This is a genomic window from Acinetobacter sp. YH1901141, assembly GCF_013416935.1.
In the GTDB taxonomy this organism is placed as follows: domain Bacteria; phylum Pseudomonadota; class Gammaproteobacteria; order Pseudomonadales; family Moraxellaceae; genus Acinetobacter; species Acinetobacter towneri.
Genome location: NZ_VPEY01000022.1, coordinates 28,108 through 44,515, shown reverse-complemented (window position 1 = coordinate 44,515; position 16,408 = coordinate 28,108). Strand labels below are relative to the sequence as shown.

The window sequence follows — 16,408 nt, the reverse complement described above, 5'->3', positions numbered from 1 at the left end:
CCCAATACAGCCCAATCTGTTACAGATTCGGAAAACGCAGTGCATCACCATCGTGAATAAGACCAATGCAAGTCTCCGTAAACAGTTGTGCTGGCGACCATAGCAAGAGTGAACCACCTGATCCCTTACCGAACTCAGAAGTGAAACCTCTTCGCGCTGATGGTAGTGTGGGGTTACCCATGTGAGAGTAAGTCATCGCCAGCTCATTATTCTAAACACCCTCAACTAGCGTTGGGGGTGTTTTTTTATGTAAAAAAGAAAAGTAGAATGAATAAAAAAACCCTTAAACATAATTTAAGGGTTTTAAATTTATTTAAATATCAAATATTTAGAAATGTGCTTCTAAGCCTAAATATGGGCCTTTAAACTCTAATTGAGTTTCCTGATTGGAATCTTGATTGAGCTTAATATCTAAAATGCGATAGCCCGCTTTTAAACCCACATCGACCAAAACGGTATCGACAAAGTTATATTTAATTTCTGCCTGAGCATCACGAACTTCATTGTCGCTATTTTTGGCGTAATTTGCTTCAGCTTTGGCACTTAAACCCGTAAACGGTAATTTAACTGCTGCCTCTGCATATAACATAGCTAAAGTTTCACTGACGTCTTGTGTTGAAAACAAATTAGATCTTAAGTCACCTTCAAGTACTTTGGCGCCAAATCCAACATCTGCTGCAACAATGTTATCTAAAATTTCATAATATAAAATGAAGTCTGAGTAATCTAAATCCAGCTGATTGATTTTTACACCAGCAGCGCTTTGCTCGCTTTCGGCCTGCAAATTGGCATGCTTAATTTTGGCATTGGGTAAAAAAGGAACAGGATGTTCTACTGCCAGAGTAAAGGGTAAGGCAAAATCGTCATCTAAGTTTGGTGATAACTGAGCCTGATTCCAGTCTGCGCTATATTTCCAATAATCTACACTGGCTTTTACCCCAATAATATCGGCATGAACCGCTGAACAACCAATTAAACTGCATGCTAAAGCAAAACGTTGTAATGTAAGCATATAAACCCTAGTATTTTTCATCATCATTTGGGATGAATGGTTTAGTGTTGTGATGTTCTCGTGACAAAAAATCATGTGAAATATTGTCCAACTTAGCGCATCATACATTTTCTTGAATCAAAATTCTTGTAAAAATATAGCCTAATTCGCGCCAAAAATAGAGGATTTCAGTATGCAAAATACCCATCCACCTGTCGATTACCCGCTCTATCTTGCCAATAAAGCCGTAGAAACAGGGCAATGGTTAGCCGTTCAGCATAAATATTCTCAAAAAGTATATGCGCGTGTTGCACTTGCCGATGAAAAAAGTATTGAAAAGGCCATTCGTGCAGCCGTAAAAGCAGAAGCTGAAATGGCAAAATTACAGCCCTTTCAAAAACAAAAAATTCTGTTGCATTGTGTGCAGCGTTTTCAAAACATGCGTGAAGAATTGGTCGAGATTTTAATTGCTGAAGGTGGAAAGCCACGTTTGGCCGCGATGGCAGAAGTTGAACGTTTAATTAATACCTTCCAAATTGCTGCAGATGCAGTGTCTCAACTAGATGAAGGACGAATTTTACCGTTGGCGGTGACGGCTGCTGCTGCGAATTATCAAGGGATGGTTAAGCATGTACCCATTGGTGCTGTGTCTTTGATCAGCCCTTTTAATTTTCCGTTGAATTTAACTGCACATAAAATTGCACCTGCGATTGCCGCAGGTTGTCCTTTTGTATTAAAACCTGCCAGTGCCACGCCTATTTCAGCATTGAAAATTGCAGAAGTGTTGGCAGAAACAGATTTACCTAAAGGTGCGTTTTCGGTATTGCCTTGTGAGCGTGAACAAGCTGATGTTTTAGTGACAGATGACCGCTTTAAACTGCTCAGTTTTACTGGTTCAGATGTGGTGGGTTGGGATATGAAAGCCCGCGCAGGACGCAAAAAAGTAACGCTAGAGTTGGGCGGCAATGCAGCAGTGATGATTGAACCCGATACTGAATTGAATGATGCATTGATTCATCGCTTAATTGGTGGTGCGTATAATCATGCTGGGCAGGTGTGTATTAGTGTGCAACGTATTTTGGTGCATGCTGACGTATATGCCGAACTGAAAAAGAAACTTGTGAGCCAGCTCAAGAAAATTAAAGCGGCAGATCCTGATTTAGACAGCACTTTGGTCGGGCCAATGATTAAGGAAGCTGAAGCGCAGCGCTTGAAAAAGTGGATTGATAAAGCGGTGAAAAAAGGCGCAAAAATATTGGCAGGTGGCGAGCTGAAAGGTGTGATGTTTGAACCGACTTTATTGGAACAGGTCGATCCAAACTTGGAAGTTTATAAAGATGAAGTTTTTGGCCCTGTTGCCATTTTGGAAAAATATTCATCTTTTGAGCAAGGGATTGCACGTATCAACCAAAGTCGTTTTGGTTTACAGGCGGGTATTTATACACAAAGCTTGGAAAAAATGCTGTATGCATGGGATCAGTTACAAGTTGGTGGGGTGATTATTAATGATATTCCATCGTTCCGTGTGGACAATATGCCTTATGGTGGCGTGAAAGATTCGGGTTTAGGGCGAGAAGGGATTCAATCTGCTATTCGGGATATGCAGGAAGAGCGTTTATTGGTAATTAAGCGTTAAGTATCTGATCTAATGATGCATCATTATAAATAAAGAGAAAGGATGAGTTAACTCTGAATTTTGAGATGATTGATTACAGCGCTGTGGTTTGGTGAATAATAAGCTACAGCGCTGCTATAATAGATGAAAAGTAAAACAACTCAAATAGCACCAACATTACATTCCAAATAGTTATATGACTTATAACCAAAAAATCAAGTCAAAATGGAGTGGAATTTGAACGTTTGATTAAAAAAATGCATACAAAAAGCATCTTTCTAAGCAGAATTTACAGAAAAATTGTTCAAAAATGAGTATTGTTAAGCCATACAAAAGCGCAATATTGGGCAAAGACTTTAAGCAAGATTTTCCGAATATTTCGCTGTTTGACCTTTAGAATTTGATGCTCAAAAGGTGTGACTCTAAAGCAAACACCCAGATTTTCATTTTTTGCAGGATATTTTTTGCGTGCGCTAAAGTACCGTTATATAAAGTAAATTTAAGCTAATGAAAAAGCAAGTTATTTATATAAAAGGTCAGAATTAAAAAACAAGCAGCAAAAAATAACCTGAAGTTTAGGTGTTCTATGACAGATTCTCGTGAGAGTTGGTCCGCGCGATCAGGCTTTATTATCGCAGCCATTGGTTCTGCGGTCGGGTTGGGCAATATTTGGCGTTTCCCTTATGTTGCGTATGAAAATGGCGGCGGCGCATTTTTAATCCCTTATTTAATTGCGATCTTTGCCGCAGGTTTGCCATTGCTGTTTTTGGACTATGCAGTTGGGCATAAATACCGTAAAGCACCACCAACCGCTTATAAAAAGCTCATGAACAGTGAAGCGTTGGGCTGGTGGCAGGTGATGGTGACTTTGCTGATTGGTATTTACTATGCCAGCGTATTGTCTTGGGCAGGCAGTTATATGTTCTATTCCATTGGTCAGCAATGGGGAACAGACACTGAAAAATTCTTTTTCACAAGCTACTTACAAAATGGTGAAGGCTTAGCCTTTGGTTTTGTACCAACCTTATTTATTGGTTTAGTCATCGTATGGACGGTGGTGATGTTCATTTTATACGGCGGGGTGAAAAAAGGGGTTGAGCTGTCAAATAAAATCTTTATGCCACTTTTGGTGATTTTATTCTCTATTCTTGTGGTTCAAGCGTTACGTTTACCGGGTGCAGTCGATGGCTTAAATGCCTTCTTTACGCCTAACTGGGAAGCGATGGCGAACTATAAAGTATGGTTAGCTGCCTTTGGTCATATCTTCTTCTCGCTTTCAGTCGGGTTCGGGATTATGTTGACCTACTCATCTTACCTAAAACGTAAAACCAACTTGACTGGTTCAGGCTTGGTGGTTGCACTTGCAAACTCATCTTTTGAAATTTTAGCGGGTATTGGTATTTTTGCTGCGCTTGGTTTCATGGCGTACAGCGCAGGTTCATCGGTAGATGAAGTGGTTTCGGGCGGTATTGGTTTAGCTTTTATTGCATTCCCGAAAATCATTTCAAGCTTGGGTGCAGGTGGCGATTTATTTGGTTTCTTATTCTTCGCCTCATTGACGGTTGCAGGGGTGACCTCAATGGTGAGTATTCTGCAAGTACCCATTGCTGCGTTCCAAGACAAGCTGGGTTGGTCGCGTAAGCGTGCAGTAACCATTATTGCGGGTGGTTCAGCTATTGTTTCAACCATTTTATTCTCTACCCACAGCGCGATTACTTTTGTCGACATCATTGACTACTTTGCCAACAACATTGGTATTGTTGGTGGTGGTTTATTGTCGATCATTTTGGTGACTTGGTTCCGTCGTCCATTGCTCAAAGAGTTACAGCAACACGTTAACCAATACTCAAGCATTAAATTGGGTTGGGGCTGGAATTTCCTGTTAACCATCGTGACGCCGCTTTCATTGCTCGTGGCTTTAGGTTTAACCCTTAAATCTATTTTTGCAGAAGGCTATGGTGGTTATCCATTACACATTTTACTCACCGTGGGTGGTGGTACCGTGGTGCTCTTTATTATTGGCGCGGTATTGCTTAGCCGCTTAAAAGATCACGACGCAGCGGAGAAATAAGATGAATACATCTGCATTGGTGATGTTGATTATTTCAACAGTGGTACTTTGGGGTGGTTTGGTTTTGGCGATGATTCACCTGATCAAAAACCCAGATGAACTTGAAGACTAAGCATTTTGCTGAAACGGGTGCGATGCTGTAAAGCATTGCACTGGCTAACTAAAATAACCCTTGATTGATTCAAGGGTTATTTTTTTGGAAAGGCTATTAAATGAGAAGAATCGTTAAAACAGAAATAGCTTAGGCGGTTTTTTCAATACGACAATAATAAAAACCATCACCGCGTCCTTCTTGCGGCAATAATTGGCGTCCATATAATTGTGGAATACCCCAATCTGCATCTATTTTGACTTCTTTGGCATTTTGATGCTCGGCAAAGAATTGCTGCATTTGCTGTTCATTTTCGGCTTTTAAAACCGAGCAGGTAATGTAAAGCAAGGTGCCGCCAACTTTGAGTTGCTGCCACATCTGCTGCAAAATCTGTTGCTGTAAAGCCACCGTTTGCTGAATATCATTAGATTGGCGCAGCAAACGAATATCTGGGTGACGACGCAAGACCCCAATGGCAGAGCATGGCGCATCCAATACAATACAGTCCACCGCTTCACTGGCATTCCATGTGGTTGCATCAGCAGCCAAAATTTCGACTTGCGCTTCTTGATTCAGTTGCAGACGTTCTAGGTTTTCGCTGACACGTAACAAACGTTTGGCGTCCTGATCTAAGGCAATCAATTTTTTAGGCTGAAATTTTTCAAGCAGATGTGCTGTTTTACCCCCAGGTGCTGCGCAGGCATCGACCACGACTTTCCCATCTAAATTTGGCAAGAGCGTTGCACATAGTTGGGCATGTTCATCCTGAACGGAAAAAATGCCTTCATCAAAACCAGGCAAGTCTGGAATGTGCAAATTTTGCAGCATCACAATACCAACTTCAGACACGGTGCAAGCTTCTGCAGCAATCTCTTGTTCGTGCAAAATTTCTAAATAGTCATCACGGCTAATTTGGCGTGTATTGACTCTTAAGGTTAGCGGCGCAGTTTGCTTTAACGTTTGCGTCAGTTGTTCTAATTGTTCAGGCCAATCTTTTTTTAGGCGTTTATACAACCAACTTGGCAAACCATGTGCTTGTGCCAAAGCCATTTGAAATTCCGATGTTTCACGTGAAACACGACGCAGAATCGCATTCACTACACCGCTGAGTGCTTGATAGCCCAATTGTTTGGCTGCAGTTACGGTTTCAGAAATTGCGGCATGACTGGCTACACGAGTACAAAGCACTTGATATAAGCCGACATATAAACAGGTTTCAACAGTTTCATTGTTGAGTGGTTTCACCAACAGCGGCAAAGTAATGCTTTTTAGGGCATACCATTGACGCAAAGTGCCCAAAACCAGTTCATGAAACAAGGCGCGGTCACGTTCTGCGACTTTACTTAAATGTGCAGGTAAAACGCTCGCCAATGATTGCCCTTGTTGTACAGCCAATAGCGTACGGATGACTTGGGCACGCAAGTTCAAATGTGAGTTGCCTGATTCAGAATGGCTCATGCGAGAACTTGTCCTGTTTGAAGTTTTTGAGTTTGAATGATTTGCACAGGATTCAGCGGTTTAGCGCCTGGCCATTGCAACGAGCTTAAGCATACCGCTTGTTGATCGCCACAAGCGACGTGTACGCCTTGTTTGTCCAGTTTTAAAATTGTGCCTGCAGCTTTGCCTTGTGCAGATTCATCCGATAATGCTGAACCCCAAACGCGCAAGTTTTGTGTTTCATCTAAAGGGATAAACGCCACTGGCCACGGGTTAAAGGCACGGATATTACGGTCAATTTCGGCTGCAGTTTGTGACCAGTTAATTTGCGCTTCGGCTTTGGTCAATTTGTGTGCATAGACCGTCAAGGCTTCATCTTGCACTTCACGCGCGGCTAAATAGTCTTGCAATTTTTGTTCTGAAGCCAGTACTTCAACAATTGCTTTGGCACCTTGCTGCGCCAGTTTGTCATGTAAAGTGGCAGAGGTGTCTGTGGCAGTAATTGGGCATAGGGTTTTATACATCATATCGCCCGTATCTAAGCCTGCAGCCATTTTCATAATGGTGATGCCTGTTTCGGTATCACCTGTGGCAATCGCGCGCTGAATCGGCGCTGCACCACGCCAACGTGGCAATAACGAACCGTGAATATTCAAGCAGCCATATTTAGGAGTATCTAAAACCACTTGCGGCAAGATTAAACCATAGGCCGCAACCACCATCACATCGGCATTCAATGCAGCCAATTCTTGTTGGGCCGCCAGACCTTCTTCAGTAGATGATTTAAAATGCAAAGGTTGATAGACAGGAAGATCGTGTTGTAGTGCCAATTGCTTCACCGCAGATGCTGTGAGTTTTTGTCCGCGTCCTGCTTTACGGTCAGGCTGGGTGTAAACCGCGACAATCTCATGTTCGGTGTTCAGGAGTGCTGCCAAAGCGCTTGCAGCAAATTCAGGCGTACCTGCAAAAACGATTTTCAATGGAAATCAACCCATAGTTTTAGATGACGCGGCAATTATAACAAATTGCTGCTCAAAGGTCGGAACGGGTTGTAACAAATCCACCTTGTCGCTGTGCTATAAATTATTATGATAAAAATTAGTAATGCAAAATTTAAAAATTATTCATGAAAGTTTTGTATTGAATTCAGTATGATCAACAAGGTGCTGTGGGTTTTCGTCACTTTTTATCCATCATAAAGTCGGTAAAGCAGCAGCCTTACTACCTCAAGCTGTAGTAAAATAGAAAGATTCTTAAACTGTTTTGCAGTGATACAGATCTTGCAAACAGTATTATTTCGCCAGAATGAATTTCAGATTCATTTCAGCACAACCAAGTTGGAACTTTATAATGCCTGACTATCGTTCAAAAACATCGACACACGGAAGAAATATGGCGGGTGCACGCGGCTTATGGCGTGCAACGGGTATGAAAGACGAAGATTTCGGTAAGCCGATTATTGCGGTGGTCAACTCATTTACCCAATTTGTACCTGGCCATGTGCATTTAAAAGACCTCGGTCAAATGGTGGCAGAACAAATTCAGGCGGCAGGTGGTGTTGCCAAAGAATTTAACACCATTGCCGTAGATGACGGGATTGCCATGGGCCATGACGGCATGTTGTATTCATTGCCATCACGTGACTTGATTGCCGATTCGGTAGAATACATGGTCAGCGCACACTGCGCCGATGCAATGGTGTGTATATCCAACTGTGACAAAATCACACCAGGGATGCTGATGGCTGCTATGCGTCTGAACATTCCAGTGGTGTTTGTGTCTGGCGGCCCAATGGAAGCAGGTAAAGTCAAAATTCGTGGCAATGAACACGCGATTGACTTGATTGACGCGATGATTGTGGCGGCAGATGACAACTATACGGATGAAGAAGTTGCTGAATATGAGCGTTCTGCATGTCCAACTTGTGGTTCATGCTCAGGGATGTTCACTGCAAACTCAATGAACTGCTTAACAGAAGCTCTAGGTTTATCTTTACCGGGCAACGGTTCAATTGTAGCAACTCACGCCAACCGTAAAAAACTGTTTGATAAAGCAGGTCAGTTGATTGTGGAATTGGCCAAACGCCATTATGAACAAGACGATTACAGCGTATTGCCACGTTCAATTGCAACCAAAGCATCTTATGAAAATGCTATGACGTTGGACATTGCCATGGGCGGTTCAACCAACACCGTACTGCACTTGTTGGCGGCTGCCAATGAGGCAGGTGTGGATTTCACCATGGATGACATTGACCGTTTATCACGTAAAGTGCCTGTACTATGTAAAGTAGCGCCTGCAAAACAAGATGTTCACATGGAAGATGTACACCGTGCGGGTGGCATTATGTCTATTTTAGGCGAGCTGGATCGCGCAGGTTTATTGGACACTTCAGTAGGCACAGTTCACGAAGCGACTTTAAAAGATGCTTTGGATAAATGGGACATCATCCGTACCGAAAATGAAGACGTTTACCAGTTCTTCCGTTCTGCACCGGGCGGCGTACCCACCCAAACAGCATTCTCACAAGACCGTTACTATTCACGTTTAGATGGTGACCGTGACAATGGTGTGATTCGTAATGCAGAACACGCTTTCTCTAAAGATGGTGGTTTGGCGGTACTTTACGGCAATATTGCTTTAGATGGCTGTATTGTAAAAACTGCAGGGGTGGATGATTCCATTTTGAAATTCAACGGCACAGCACGTGTTTTTGAAAGTCAGGATGCTGCTGTAGACGCGATTTTGGGCGGTAAAATCACAGCGGGTGATGTGGTGGTGATTCGCTACGAAGGCCCACGTGGTGGCCCAGGTATGCAAGAAATGCTCTATCCAACCAGCTATTTGAAATCGAAAGGTTTAGGCAAAGAATGTGCCTTACTGACCGATGGTCGTTTCTCGGGCGGTTCTTCAGGTCTTTCAATTGGTCACGTTTCTCCAGAAGCGGCTGAAGGTGGTGCGATTGGTCTGGTTGAAGATGGTGACCGTATCGAAATTGATATTCCAAACCGCAGCATTCACTTGGCGGTAGATGACGCAACTATGGCGGCACGTCGTGAAGCGCAAGAAGCTAAAGGCTGGCATCCTGCAGAAGAACGTCCACGTAAAATTTCTAAAGCGTTGAAAGCTTATGCCATGCATACCACCAGTGCGGCAAAAGGTGCGGTACGTGAAATCTAAGCAGTACTTGGCAATTTAAGCTGCTACAAAAAAGCACTCCAAAATTGGGGTGCTTTTTTATGTGTCTGCAATGAGCGATGTCAGTATCGCAGCAAATTTGAGCGATGAAATTAGACAGGCATTTTCGTTTACATCCTGCCTGCTTTCGATACAATGAAAAATAAAATAAATTGTCATGATGAATACGTCATTTCACCCATCTTGCTAAGGAATCAGCCATGAGTAAACAGAATATCCGCGAACATTCAGCCGAAGTCTATGAAGGCATTGAAAATGCACCTGCACGTTCCATGATGCGTGCGGTGGGTTTTAAGGATGAAGATTTTACTCGTCCATTTATTGGAATTGCATCGACTTGGGCCAATGTCACACCATGTAATATGCATATTGATGGTTTGGCGCGCGAAGCAGAAACAGGCGTGAATCAGGCGGGTGGTAAAGGCATTATTTTCAATACCATCACCATTTCAGATGGTATTTCAAACGGCACCGAAGGCATGAAATATTCATTAGTTTCACGTGAAATTATTGCCGATTCAATTGAAGCCGTGGTGGGTTGTCAAGCCTATGATGGTGTGATTGCAATTGGTGGCTGCGATAAAAACATGCCAGGCTGCATTATGGGACTGGCGCGTTTAAATCGTCCGGGCTTGTTTGTTTATGGCGGCACTATTAAACCGGGTGCAGGACATACCGATATTATTTCGGTGTTTGAAGCCGTGGGTCAGCATGCCAAAGGTGAAATTAACGAAATTCAGGTCAAACAAATTGAAGAAGTGGCTTTGCCAGGTGCAGGCTCTTGTGGTGGCATGTACACCGCGAACTCTATGGCATCGGCCATTGAAGCATTGGGCATGAGTTTACCAGGGTCTTCGGCACAAGAAGCTGTTTCTCAAGATAAAATGGATGACTGCCAACGTGCAGGCGAAGCAGTCATGAATCTGTTACGTCTGGATATTAAACCACGTGACATTATGACCAAATCTGCCTTTGAAAATGCCATTAAAGTGCTGATTGCTTTGGGTGGATCGACCAATGGTGTACTGCATTTAATTGCCATGGCACATTCTGCAGGGGTTGAACTGACACTAGATGATTTCGTGCGTATTGGTCAGGAAACTCCAGTGGTGGCCGATGTACGTCCATCGGGCAAGTATTTAATGTCGGAGCTGATTGCCATTGGCGGAATTCAACCACTGATGAAACGTATGTTAGATGCAGGCATGCTCGATGGTTCTTGCTTAACGGTTACAGGTAAAACTTTGGCAGAAAACTTGGCCGATGTTGCTGATTATCCTGAAGGTCAGCAAATTATTTTACCGTTTGATGCACCAATCAAAAAAGATTCGCACTTGGTGGTTTTAAAAGGCAACTTATCACCTACGGGCGCAGTGGCAAAAATTACAGGCAAAGAAGGCTTGTATTTTGAAGGCCCTGCACGCGTTTTTGAAGGTGAAATTGGCGCGATGCGCGGCATTTTAGATGGTGAAGTGCAAGAAGGTGAAGTGGTGGTGATTCGTGGTGAAGGCCCTAAAGGTGGCCCGGGTATGCCAGAAATGCTGAAACCAACTTCTGCAATTATTGGCAAAGGTTTGGGTAATTCAGTCGCGTTAATTACCGATGGACGTTTTTCGGGTGGCAGTCACGGTTTTGTGATTGGGCATGTGACCCCAGAAGCGTATGAAGGCGGGCCAATTGGTCTGGTGAAAAATGGCGATAAAATTTCGATTAATGCCGAAACCCGTGAAATGACTTGGCATGTGTCGGAAGAGGAAATGGCAGCACGTAAAGCGGCATGGGTCAAACCAAAGCCAAACTATACCCATGGTGCATTGGCGAAATTTGCTAAATTGGCATCGGGCGCAGAAAAAGGTGCAGTGACTGATCTGAATTTAGAGGTCTAATTGATCATTTTTATATGAATTGATATAAATCCTTGTGTACTATTGAAGGACGAGCGCACATGATTTGCATGTGGCTTGTCCCCAAACCACAAGGATTTTCTTTTTAGAGGCTGATCTCATGTCACTGTTACGCCGTTGGTTCGATCCGATCAGATCGAGTTGGTTTTATCAAAAACCATCTCGGCAAGCGGTGTTGCCCACGGAACACGGACTGAGTGTGCATTTGCGTCTAGATGATGTATATAGCTATTTGGCGGTACAGGAGTTGCCGCAATTAGAAGATATTCTGGCCGATGAATTAAAACCTTTAACCGTGGTGATTTCGCGGCAAAGTGGCGATGCACCGAATCAAATGTCGGCTGCAGAATGGCAAAATTACTGTATTCAAGATGCACAAATTCTTGCCAAACAACATCGGTTTAGTTTTCACGATACCCCTGAATCACCGACTGCAGAAGCCTTAATGCAGGCAGAAACCATTTTGCGGCATACGCCGTTACGTGGTCAGGATTTTTTGTATTTACTCGAAGATGTGTTCCACATGCTGTGGCAAAAGCAGTCGGGTAAATTACGCACTTTATATGCCATGTCCAGCCGTCATCATCAAATTCAGGATTTTCCTGAACGGGTTTTTGATGATGCACCTGTATTGGCCAGTTATTTTGAGTTTGGTGGACGTAAATATCATGCGGTCGATGATTTATTGCGTTTGACACGCCGTTTAAAACAACAAAAATTACTCACCGATAATCCTATTTTCTTGATCAATCACATTGAATGGCGAGAACATTTAATTAGTGATGCCGAAGAACTCAATGAAATTCAGGCACTCGACCCTGAACTGGATTTGTATATTGCACTGGAAGACCCGATTTCTTGGTTGTTATTGGCGTATATCAAAGAAGAATTAGCTGCCTATTACAATATCCATTTGAATGTGTATCCCTTGTCTTATCATGGACGCGACTGGTTTGACTGGAGTTTGGCAACACGTTTATCTAAACGTACTGATGTTGCGTTTACGCCGTTTTGCCGCCCGACTGAGCAGGCGACTTATCAAATGGCACAACTGTATTACAGTGCGCCTGAAGAACAGCGTGTGGATGCCATGTATCGCATTTTGCAGGCGGTATGGACGAGGGGACAGGATTTATCCTTTAAAGCGCATTTTGAGCGTATGCAGCGTGAACTGGAGTTAGATCAACTGACCACAGCCGATGTGACCGAGTTGCTCAAAGAAAACGATATGCTGTGTGAAATGAAATCTCAGCCCGATTTTCCTGTGTTGGAATTGCGCATAGATGGGCAAAGCTACGTGTTTAACAGCTTATATCGGGTGTGGATGATTGAAAGTATTTTCAGTAATGTGTTAGAAGAAAAGTATAAGAGTGAAACCGAAACTGAAAGTGTAGCCCAAGCCCATGAACAATGAAAAAGTAAAATCATTACAACAAGCACGTGACAAAATAGACCAAATTGATGTGGCTTTAATTGAACTGATTGCATCGCGTCAGTTTTATGTCGATCAGGCCATGCGCCATAAACAGACTGTGGAAGATGTGCAGTCGCCGCAGCGCGTGAAAGAAGTGATTGAAAAAGTCCGTGCTTTGGCTGTGCAGCATGCAGTCGATCCAGACATGGTCGAGCGTTTGTATCACGATATGATTCAGCATTTTATTCAGCGTGAATTAAAAGAATTTCGTCCTTAATTAGCCTATCTCTAAGCAGATCTATCCCTAAGTTTGGGCGATGCTTCAAACGCAGCCCAAACTTTGCATTTATGCGGAAAAACCGCGTATCTATATGTCATTTTGGTGTTCAAAGCATAATTTTTAAAAATTATTTGCTTGTTTTTTCTGCAGGTGGCTTTGAGCGCTAAGCCTTGCCTGTCTTGGCTTTGCTGGGTTTTTAAAAAGAATTGGTAAAAAAAAGAATATGATTTTATTACATTTTTTAACATTGTAAGTTTGCTTTATTTTAAAAAGTATATATATTGTATATACATCTTTTGCAAAGCAGTCTTTATTTTGGAGAGATCAGCAATGAACGAGCAAATCAAAAAAATAAAGACAGGCAAGAAAGATGGACAACTTTTAATTCGTATTAATAGTACTGAACGTGATGAATTTATTCGTTTATGTGAAGAACTTGATACTAGTGCTGCTCGTGAATTAAGAAAATTTATTCGTAGTTTTGTGAAACAACACAATGGCAACGAATAGCCTTACTAAGGAGTAATACCATGGCTAAGCAAGTTAAATCTTTGAAGCAACAAATCAAAGCACGTTTGAAAAAGATTTCAAAACATAAAGGCAAATTGAAGCAACTTAAGCAAGAGCTTAAAAAACAGAAATAAGCCAAGTAAAAGCATTATCTCTTAAAAACGGTTCATTCTAGACAGACCGTTTGAGGTAAAAAAAGACCGAACAATCACTGTTGTTCGGTCTTTTTGCATTGTTTCGGCATTTGCTTAGGTTCAAGCAAATGACCGCAAGTTCTGATTAAGAGGGATCACGCAAACTAAAGAACCAGTTCAGGAACAAGGCTGCAAAAGTTGCTGTCCCAATCCCGCCCAAGTTAAAGCTGCCCAATTGCAGTGCAAAGTCACCCGTTCCTAAAATAATGGTCACGGCAGCCACCATCAGGTTCTTGTTTTTAGAAAAATCGACCTTGTTTTCAATCCAGATTTTTGCGCCAGCAATGGTAATCAAACCAAATACCACAATCGAAGCGCCCGTTAAAATGGCGGTAGGAATGGTATGGATAATTGCCCCAAATTTTGGTGATAAGCCAAGGAAAATAGCAAAGACTCCCGCCACCACAAAAATAATCGTGGAATACACGCGGGTAACAGCCATCACCCCAATGTTTTCACCATAGGTAGTCATACCTGGTGCACCGACACCGCCTGCGAGTGTTGTGGCAACACCATCGGCTACAAAGGCTTTACCAATGTGTGGATCGAGGTTTTCACCAGTCATGGCACCTACTGCTTTAATGTGTCCCAAGTTCTCTGCCACCAAAATGAAGGCAATTGGGGCAATAATCAGCATGGCATTCACATCAAATACAGGCGCATGAAAGTCTGGTACGCCAAACCAAGCGGCTTGCTGAATCGGTGCGAAGTTAATTGGCGTCCCCCAACCCATGACATTGGTGACTACAAAATAGATCAGATACGATATGAGCAAGCCAATCAGGAGCAAGAGGCGTTGCAGTAAACCTTTGGTAAATACGGCAATCATGCCCATACATAGCACAGTCACCAAGGCCATCCACATATTAAATGGATTGCCTGCAACCGCTTTGACCGTGACAGGAGCAAGGTTTAAACCAATGATCATCACCACCGCACCTGTCACCACAGGTGGCATTAATTTTTCAATCCAGCGGGTGCCAGTAGCCATCACCAAAAAGCCAATCAGGGCATATAAAATACCGCAGGCAATAATCCCGCCTGCCGCAACCCCAATATTGGCATTTAAACCGCCTGCTGCGCCTGCATAGCCTGTGGCAGCAATCACCACCCCAATAAAGGCAAAGCTTGAGCCTAAATAACTTGGAACACGCCCACCTGTCATGAAAAAGAACAGGATGGTACAAATTCCTGACATTAAAATGGCAAGGTTCGGATCAAAGCCCATTAAAAAAGGTGCAAGTACAGTGGCACCAAACATGGCAAATGCGTGTTGTATCCCCAATACAACGGTTTGTGCAGGCGGTAGATACTCATTGGTACCTACAGGACGTGCATCAATGCTGCCTTCATAAGGGCGCCATTTGGGAAACCAATTGGACATAAAGTAAGCACTCAAAAGCTAAATTGAGCACATCATACTCTTGTATTGCCTAAATTTTTTAAAAATTTTGCCAGAAAACAGATCAGCTGCTTATTTTTAGGATTAAATTTTACTATTTGATAAAATTTACATTTAATATAAATAAGTAATTTTATTTATAAATTTAAAGAATGTATTGCAGTCACTTAGTGATAGTCGCAGTTTAAAAAAAATTGTATGACCTGCGATTTTTGTTTGTATTTTATACAAAATTAATATTCATGATTCAATATCTTGCTGCACATTATTATGTCCACTTTGCTTGGCTTTATACAGCGCAGCATCAGTACGCTGAATTAATTCATGTTGATCTGCATGATAAATATATAAGGCACTTAAACCAAAACTTGCGGTAATTTGAATCTCATGTTCTGCATAGGCAATACGATGTTGTTCAATGGCAATTCTGCAGCGTTCCAGTACATTTTGGGCAATTTGCGGTGAGGTATTGGAGAAAATAATCATAAATTCTTCGCCACCAAAACGTCCGATAATATCTTCACTGCGTAGATTTTTTTGCAAAATTTTTGGAATTTGCTTGAGTACCTGATCCCCTCCATCGTGTCCATAGCGATCATTTACTTGCTTAAACCAGTCTAAATCGAGCAGGGCAAGGCAGATGTGTTCTTTGTTTTGCCCCGCCAATTGTTTTTGATTCACCAGTTGGTTGAATTTTATGCTTAAACCGCGTCGGTTGAGAGTTTGGGTGAGTGGATCAAGCAGAATTAGTTGTTGCTGATGTTCTTCACGAATCATCCAGCGTCCCAAAAAAGTATTAAATAAAATGGCCAACAGAACACCAATGATGGTGCTGCCAATCAAGTTTTTGATGAGCATGAAATTTTGGAATTCCGCACTGGTAAACGTATAGGGCTGAAAAACGGGCGCATAGGGGATAATATTGCGCAAGGTCAGCAAAGAACCACCGTAAAATACCACCAAGCAGGGAATGGTGCCCCAAAAGATAATGCTGCGTTTAAACAACAATAAGCCTGTAAAAATGGAGCCAATGGTAAATACGCCTGTGAGTACCGTCATTTGACCCAGAAAATAGCCAATACTCATGAGTGAGCTGCTATAAAAGCCTAAACACAGAATTGGAAAATAATAGAGTGTGGTCTGATTTTCAGGAATACGATAGCTGATGACATATAAAGACCAAGGCAATCAGCAAATACAATATTAAACAACCCAATACCCATGGCAGCATGTATGGGGTAAACAGGGGTTGGCTTTGACTGAGCCAAAGTACCACTAAAAAGAGTAAATGAAAGAAAAAA

13 protein-coding genes and 1 rRNA gene are annotated in these 16,408 nt (G+C 42.4%); 9 read left to right on the top strand and 5 right to left on the bottom strand.

The features are described from left to right. Window positions 1-89: 89 nt before the first annotated feature. Window positions 90-204: ribosomal RNA gene (rrf, locus tag FTV52_RS11455) — 5S ribosomal RNA — on the top strand. Window positions 205-328: 124 nt separating this feature from the next. On the opposite strand, the gene FTV52_RS11450 is transcribed toward rrf, so the two are convergent. After that, window positions 329-1,012 carry a TIGR04219 family outer membrane beta-barrel protein gene (locus FTV52_RS11450; protein WP_154321225.1) on the bottom strand — a complete coding sequence of 228 codons (684 nt, stop codon included), beginning with the start codon at window positions 1,010-1,012 and terminating at the stop codon, window positions 329-331. A 172-nt stretch (window positions 1,013-1,184) separates the two neighbouring features. Here FTV52_RS11450 and FTV52_RS11445 point away from each other — a divergent pair, with 172 nt between their 5' ends. The 3 genes from FTV52_RS11445 (at window position 1,185) to FTV52_RS11435 (ending at window position 4,789) form a co-directional block, all read left to right on the top strand. Next, the gene (locus FTV52_RS11445; RefSeq protein WP_179990841.1) at window positions 1,185-2,627 is read left to right on the top strand and encodes an aldehyde dehydrogenase family protein; all 1,443 of its coding nucleotides are present in this window, start codon (window positions 1,185-1,187) and stop codon (window positions 2,625-2,627) included. A gap of 565 nt (window positions 2,628-3,192) precedes the next feature. Further along, window positions 3,193-4,677 (top strand): sodium-dependent transporter, encoded by a 1,485-nt coding sequence (locus FTV52_RS11440; RefSeq protein ID WP_179990360.1) that lies wholly within the window; start codon window positions 3,193-3,195, stop codon window positions 4,675-4,677. Window position 4,678: 1 nt separating this feature from the next. Further along, window positions 4,679-4,789 carry a methionine/alanine import family NSS transporter small subunit gene (locus FTV52_RS11435; RefSeq protein ID WP_004970370.1) on the top strand — a complete coding sequence of 37 codons (111 nt, stop codon included), beginning with the start codon at window positions 4,679-4,681 and terminating at the stop codon, window positions 4,787-4,789. Window positions 4,790-4,918: 129 nt separating this feature from the next. Here FTV52_RS11435 and rsmB read toward each other — a convergent pair whose 3' ends face one another. Both rsmB and fmt read right to left on the bottom strand, forming a co-directional pair. Next, window positions 4,919-6,226 (bottom strand): 16S rRNA (cytosine(967)-C(5))-methyltransferase RsmB, encoded by a 1,308-nt coding sequence (rsmB, locus tag FTV52_RS11430; RefSeq protein ID WP_179990840.1) that lies wholly within the window; start codon window positions 6,224-6,226, stop codon window positions 4,919-4,921. Beyond that, the gene (fmt, locus tag FTV52_RS11425; RefSeq protein ID WP_179990839.1) at window positions 6,223-7,185 is read right to left on the bottom strand and encodes a methionyl-tRNA formyltransferase; all 963 of its coding nucleotides are present in this window, start codon (window positions 7,183-7,185) and stop codon (window positions 6,223-6,225) included. Before fmt ends, rsmB begins: the two co-directional genes overlap by 4 nt. 370 nt (window positions 7,186-7,555) lie before the next feature. Here fmt and ilvD (FTV52_RS11420) point away from each other — a divergent pair, with 370 nt between their 5' ends. From ilvD (FTV52_RS11420) to FTV52_RS11400, 5 genes are all read left to right on the top strand, one after another. Next, on the top strand, window positions 7,556-9,385 hold the full coding sequence (ilvD, locus tag FTV52_RS11420; protein WP_019837334.1) for a dihydroxy-acid dehydratase: 1,830 nt from the start codon (window positions 7,556-7,558) through the stop codon (window positions 9,383-9,385). Between the two features lie 218 nt (window positions 9,386-9,603). Beyond that, window positions 9,604-11,289 carry a dihydroxy-acid dehydratase gene (ilvD, locus tag FTV52_RS11415; RefSeq protein ID WP_004970362.1) on the top strand — a complete coding sequence of 562 codons (1,686 nt, stop codon included), beginning with the start codon at window positions 9,604-9,606 and terminating at the stop codon, window positions 11,287-11,289. Between the two features lie 118 nt (window positions 11,290-11,407). After that, a complete protein-coding gene (locus FTV52_RS11410; protein ID WP_179990838.1) occupies window positions 11,408-12,721 on the top strand; it encodes a hypothetical protein in 1,314 nt (437 codons plus the stop codon). Then, window positions 12,711-12,998 carry a chorismate mutase gene (locus tag FTV52_RS11405; RefSeq protein ID WP_179990837.1) on the top strand — a complete coding sequence of 96 codons (288 nt, stop codon included), beginning with the start codon at window positions 12,711-12,713 and terminating at the stop codon, window positions 12,996-12,998. Before FTV52_RS11410 ends, FTV52_RS11405 begins: the two co-directional genes overlap by 11 nt. A 333-nt stretch (window positions 12,999-13,331) precedes the next feature. Beyond that, on the top strand, window positions 13,332-13,511 hold the full coding sequence (locus FTV52_RS11400; RefSeq protein WP_004970356.1) for a hypothetical protein: 180 nt from the start codon (window positions 13,332-13,334) through the stop codon (window positions 13,509-13,511). Between the two features lie 279 nt (window positions 13,512-13,790). Here FTV52_RS11400 and FTV52_RS11395 read toward each other — a convergent pair whose 3' ends face one another. Continuing rightward, window positions 13,791-15,089: a solute carrier family 23 protein gene (locus FTV52_RS11395; RefSeq protein ID WP_004970352.1), complete on the bottom strand. Its 1,299-nt coding sequence runs from the start codon at window positions 15,087-15,089 to the stop codon at window positions 13,791-13,793. Window positions 15,090-15,347: 258 nt separating this feature from the next. Continuing rightward, entirely contained in the window at window positions 15,348-16,295 is a 948-nt protein-coding gene (locus FTV52_RS11390) for a GGDEF domain-containing protein (RefSeq protein ID WP_179990836.1), read from the bottom strand. Window positions 16,296-16,408 lie beyond the last annotated feature (113 nt).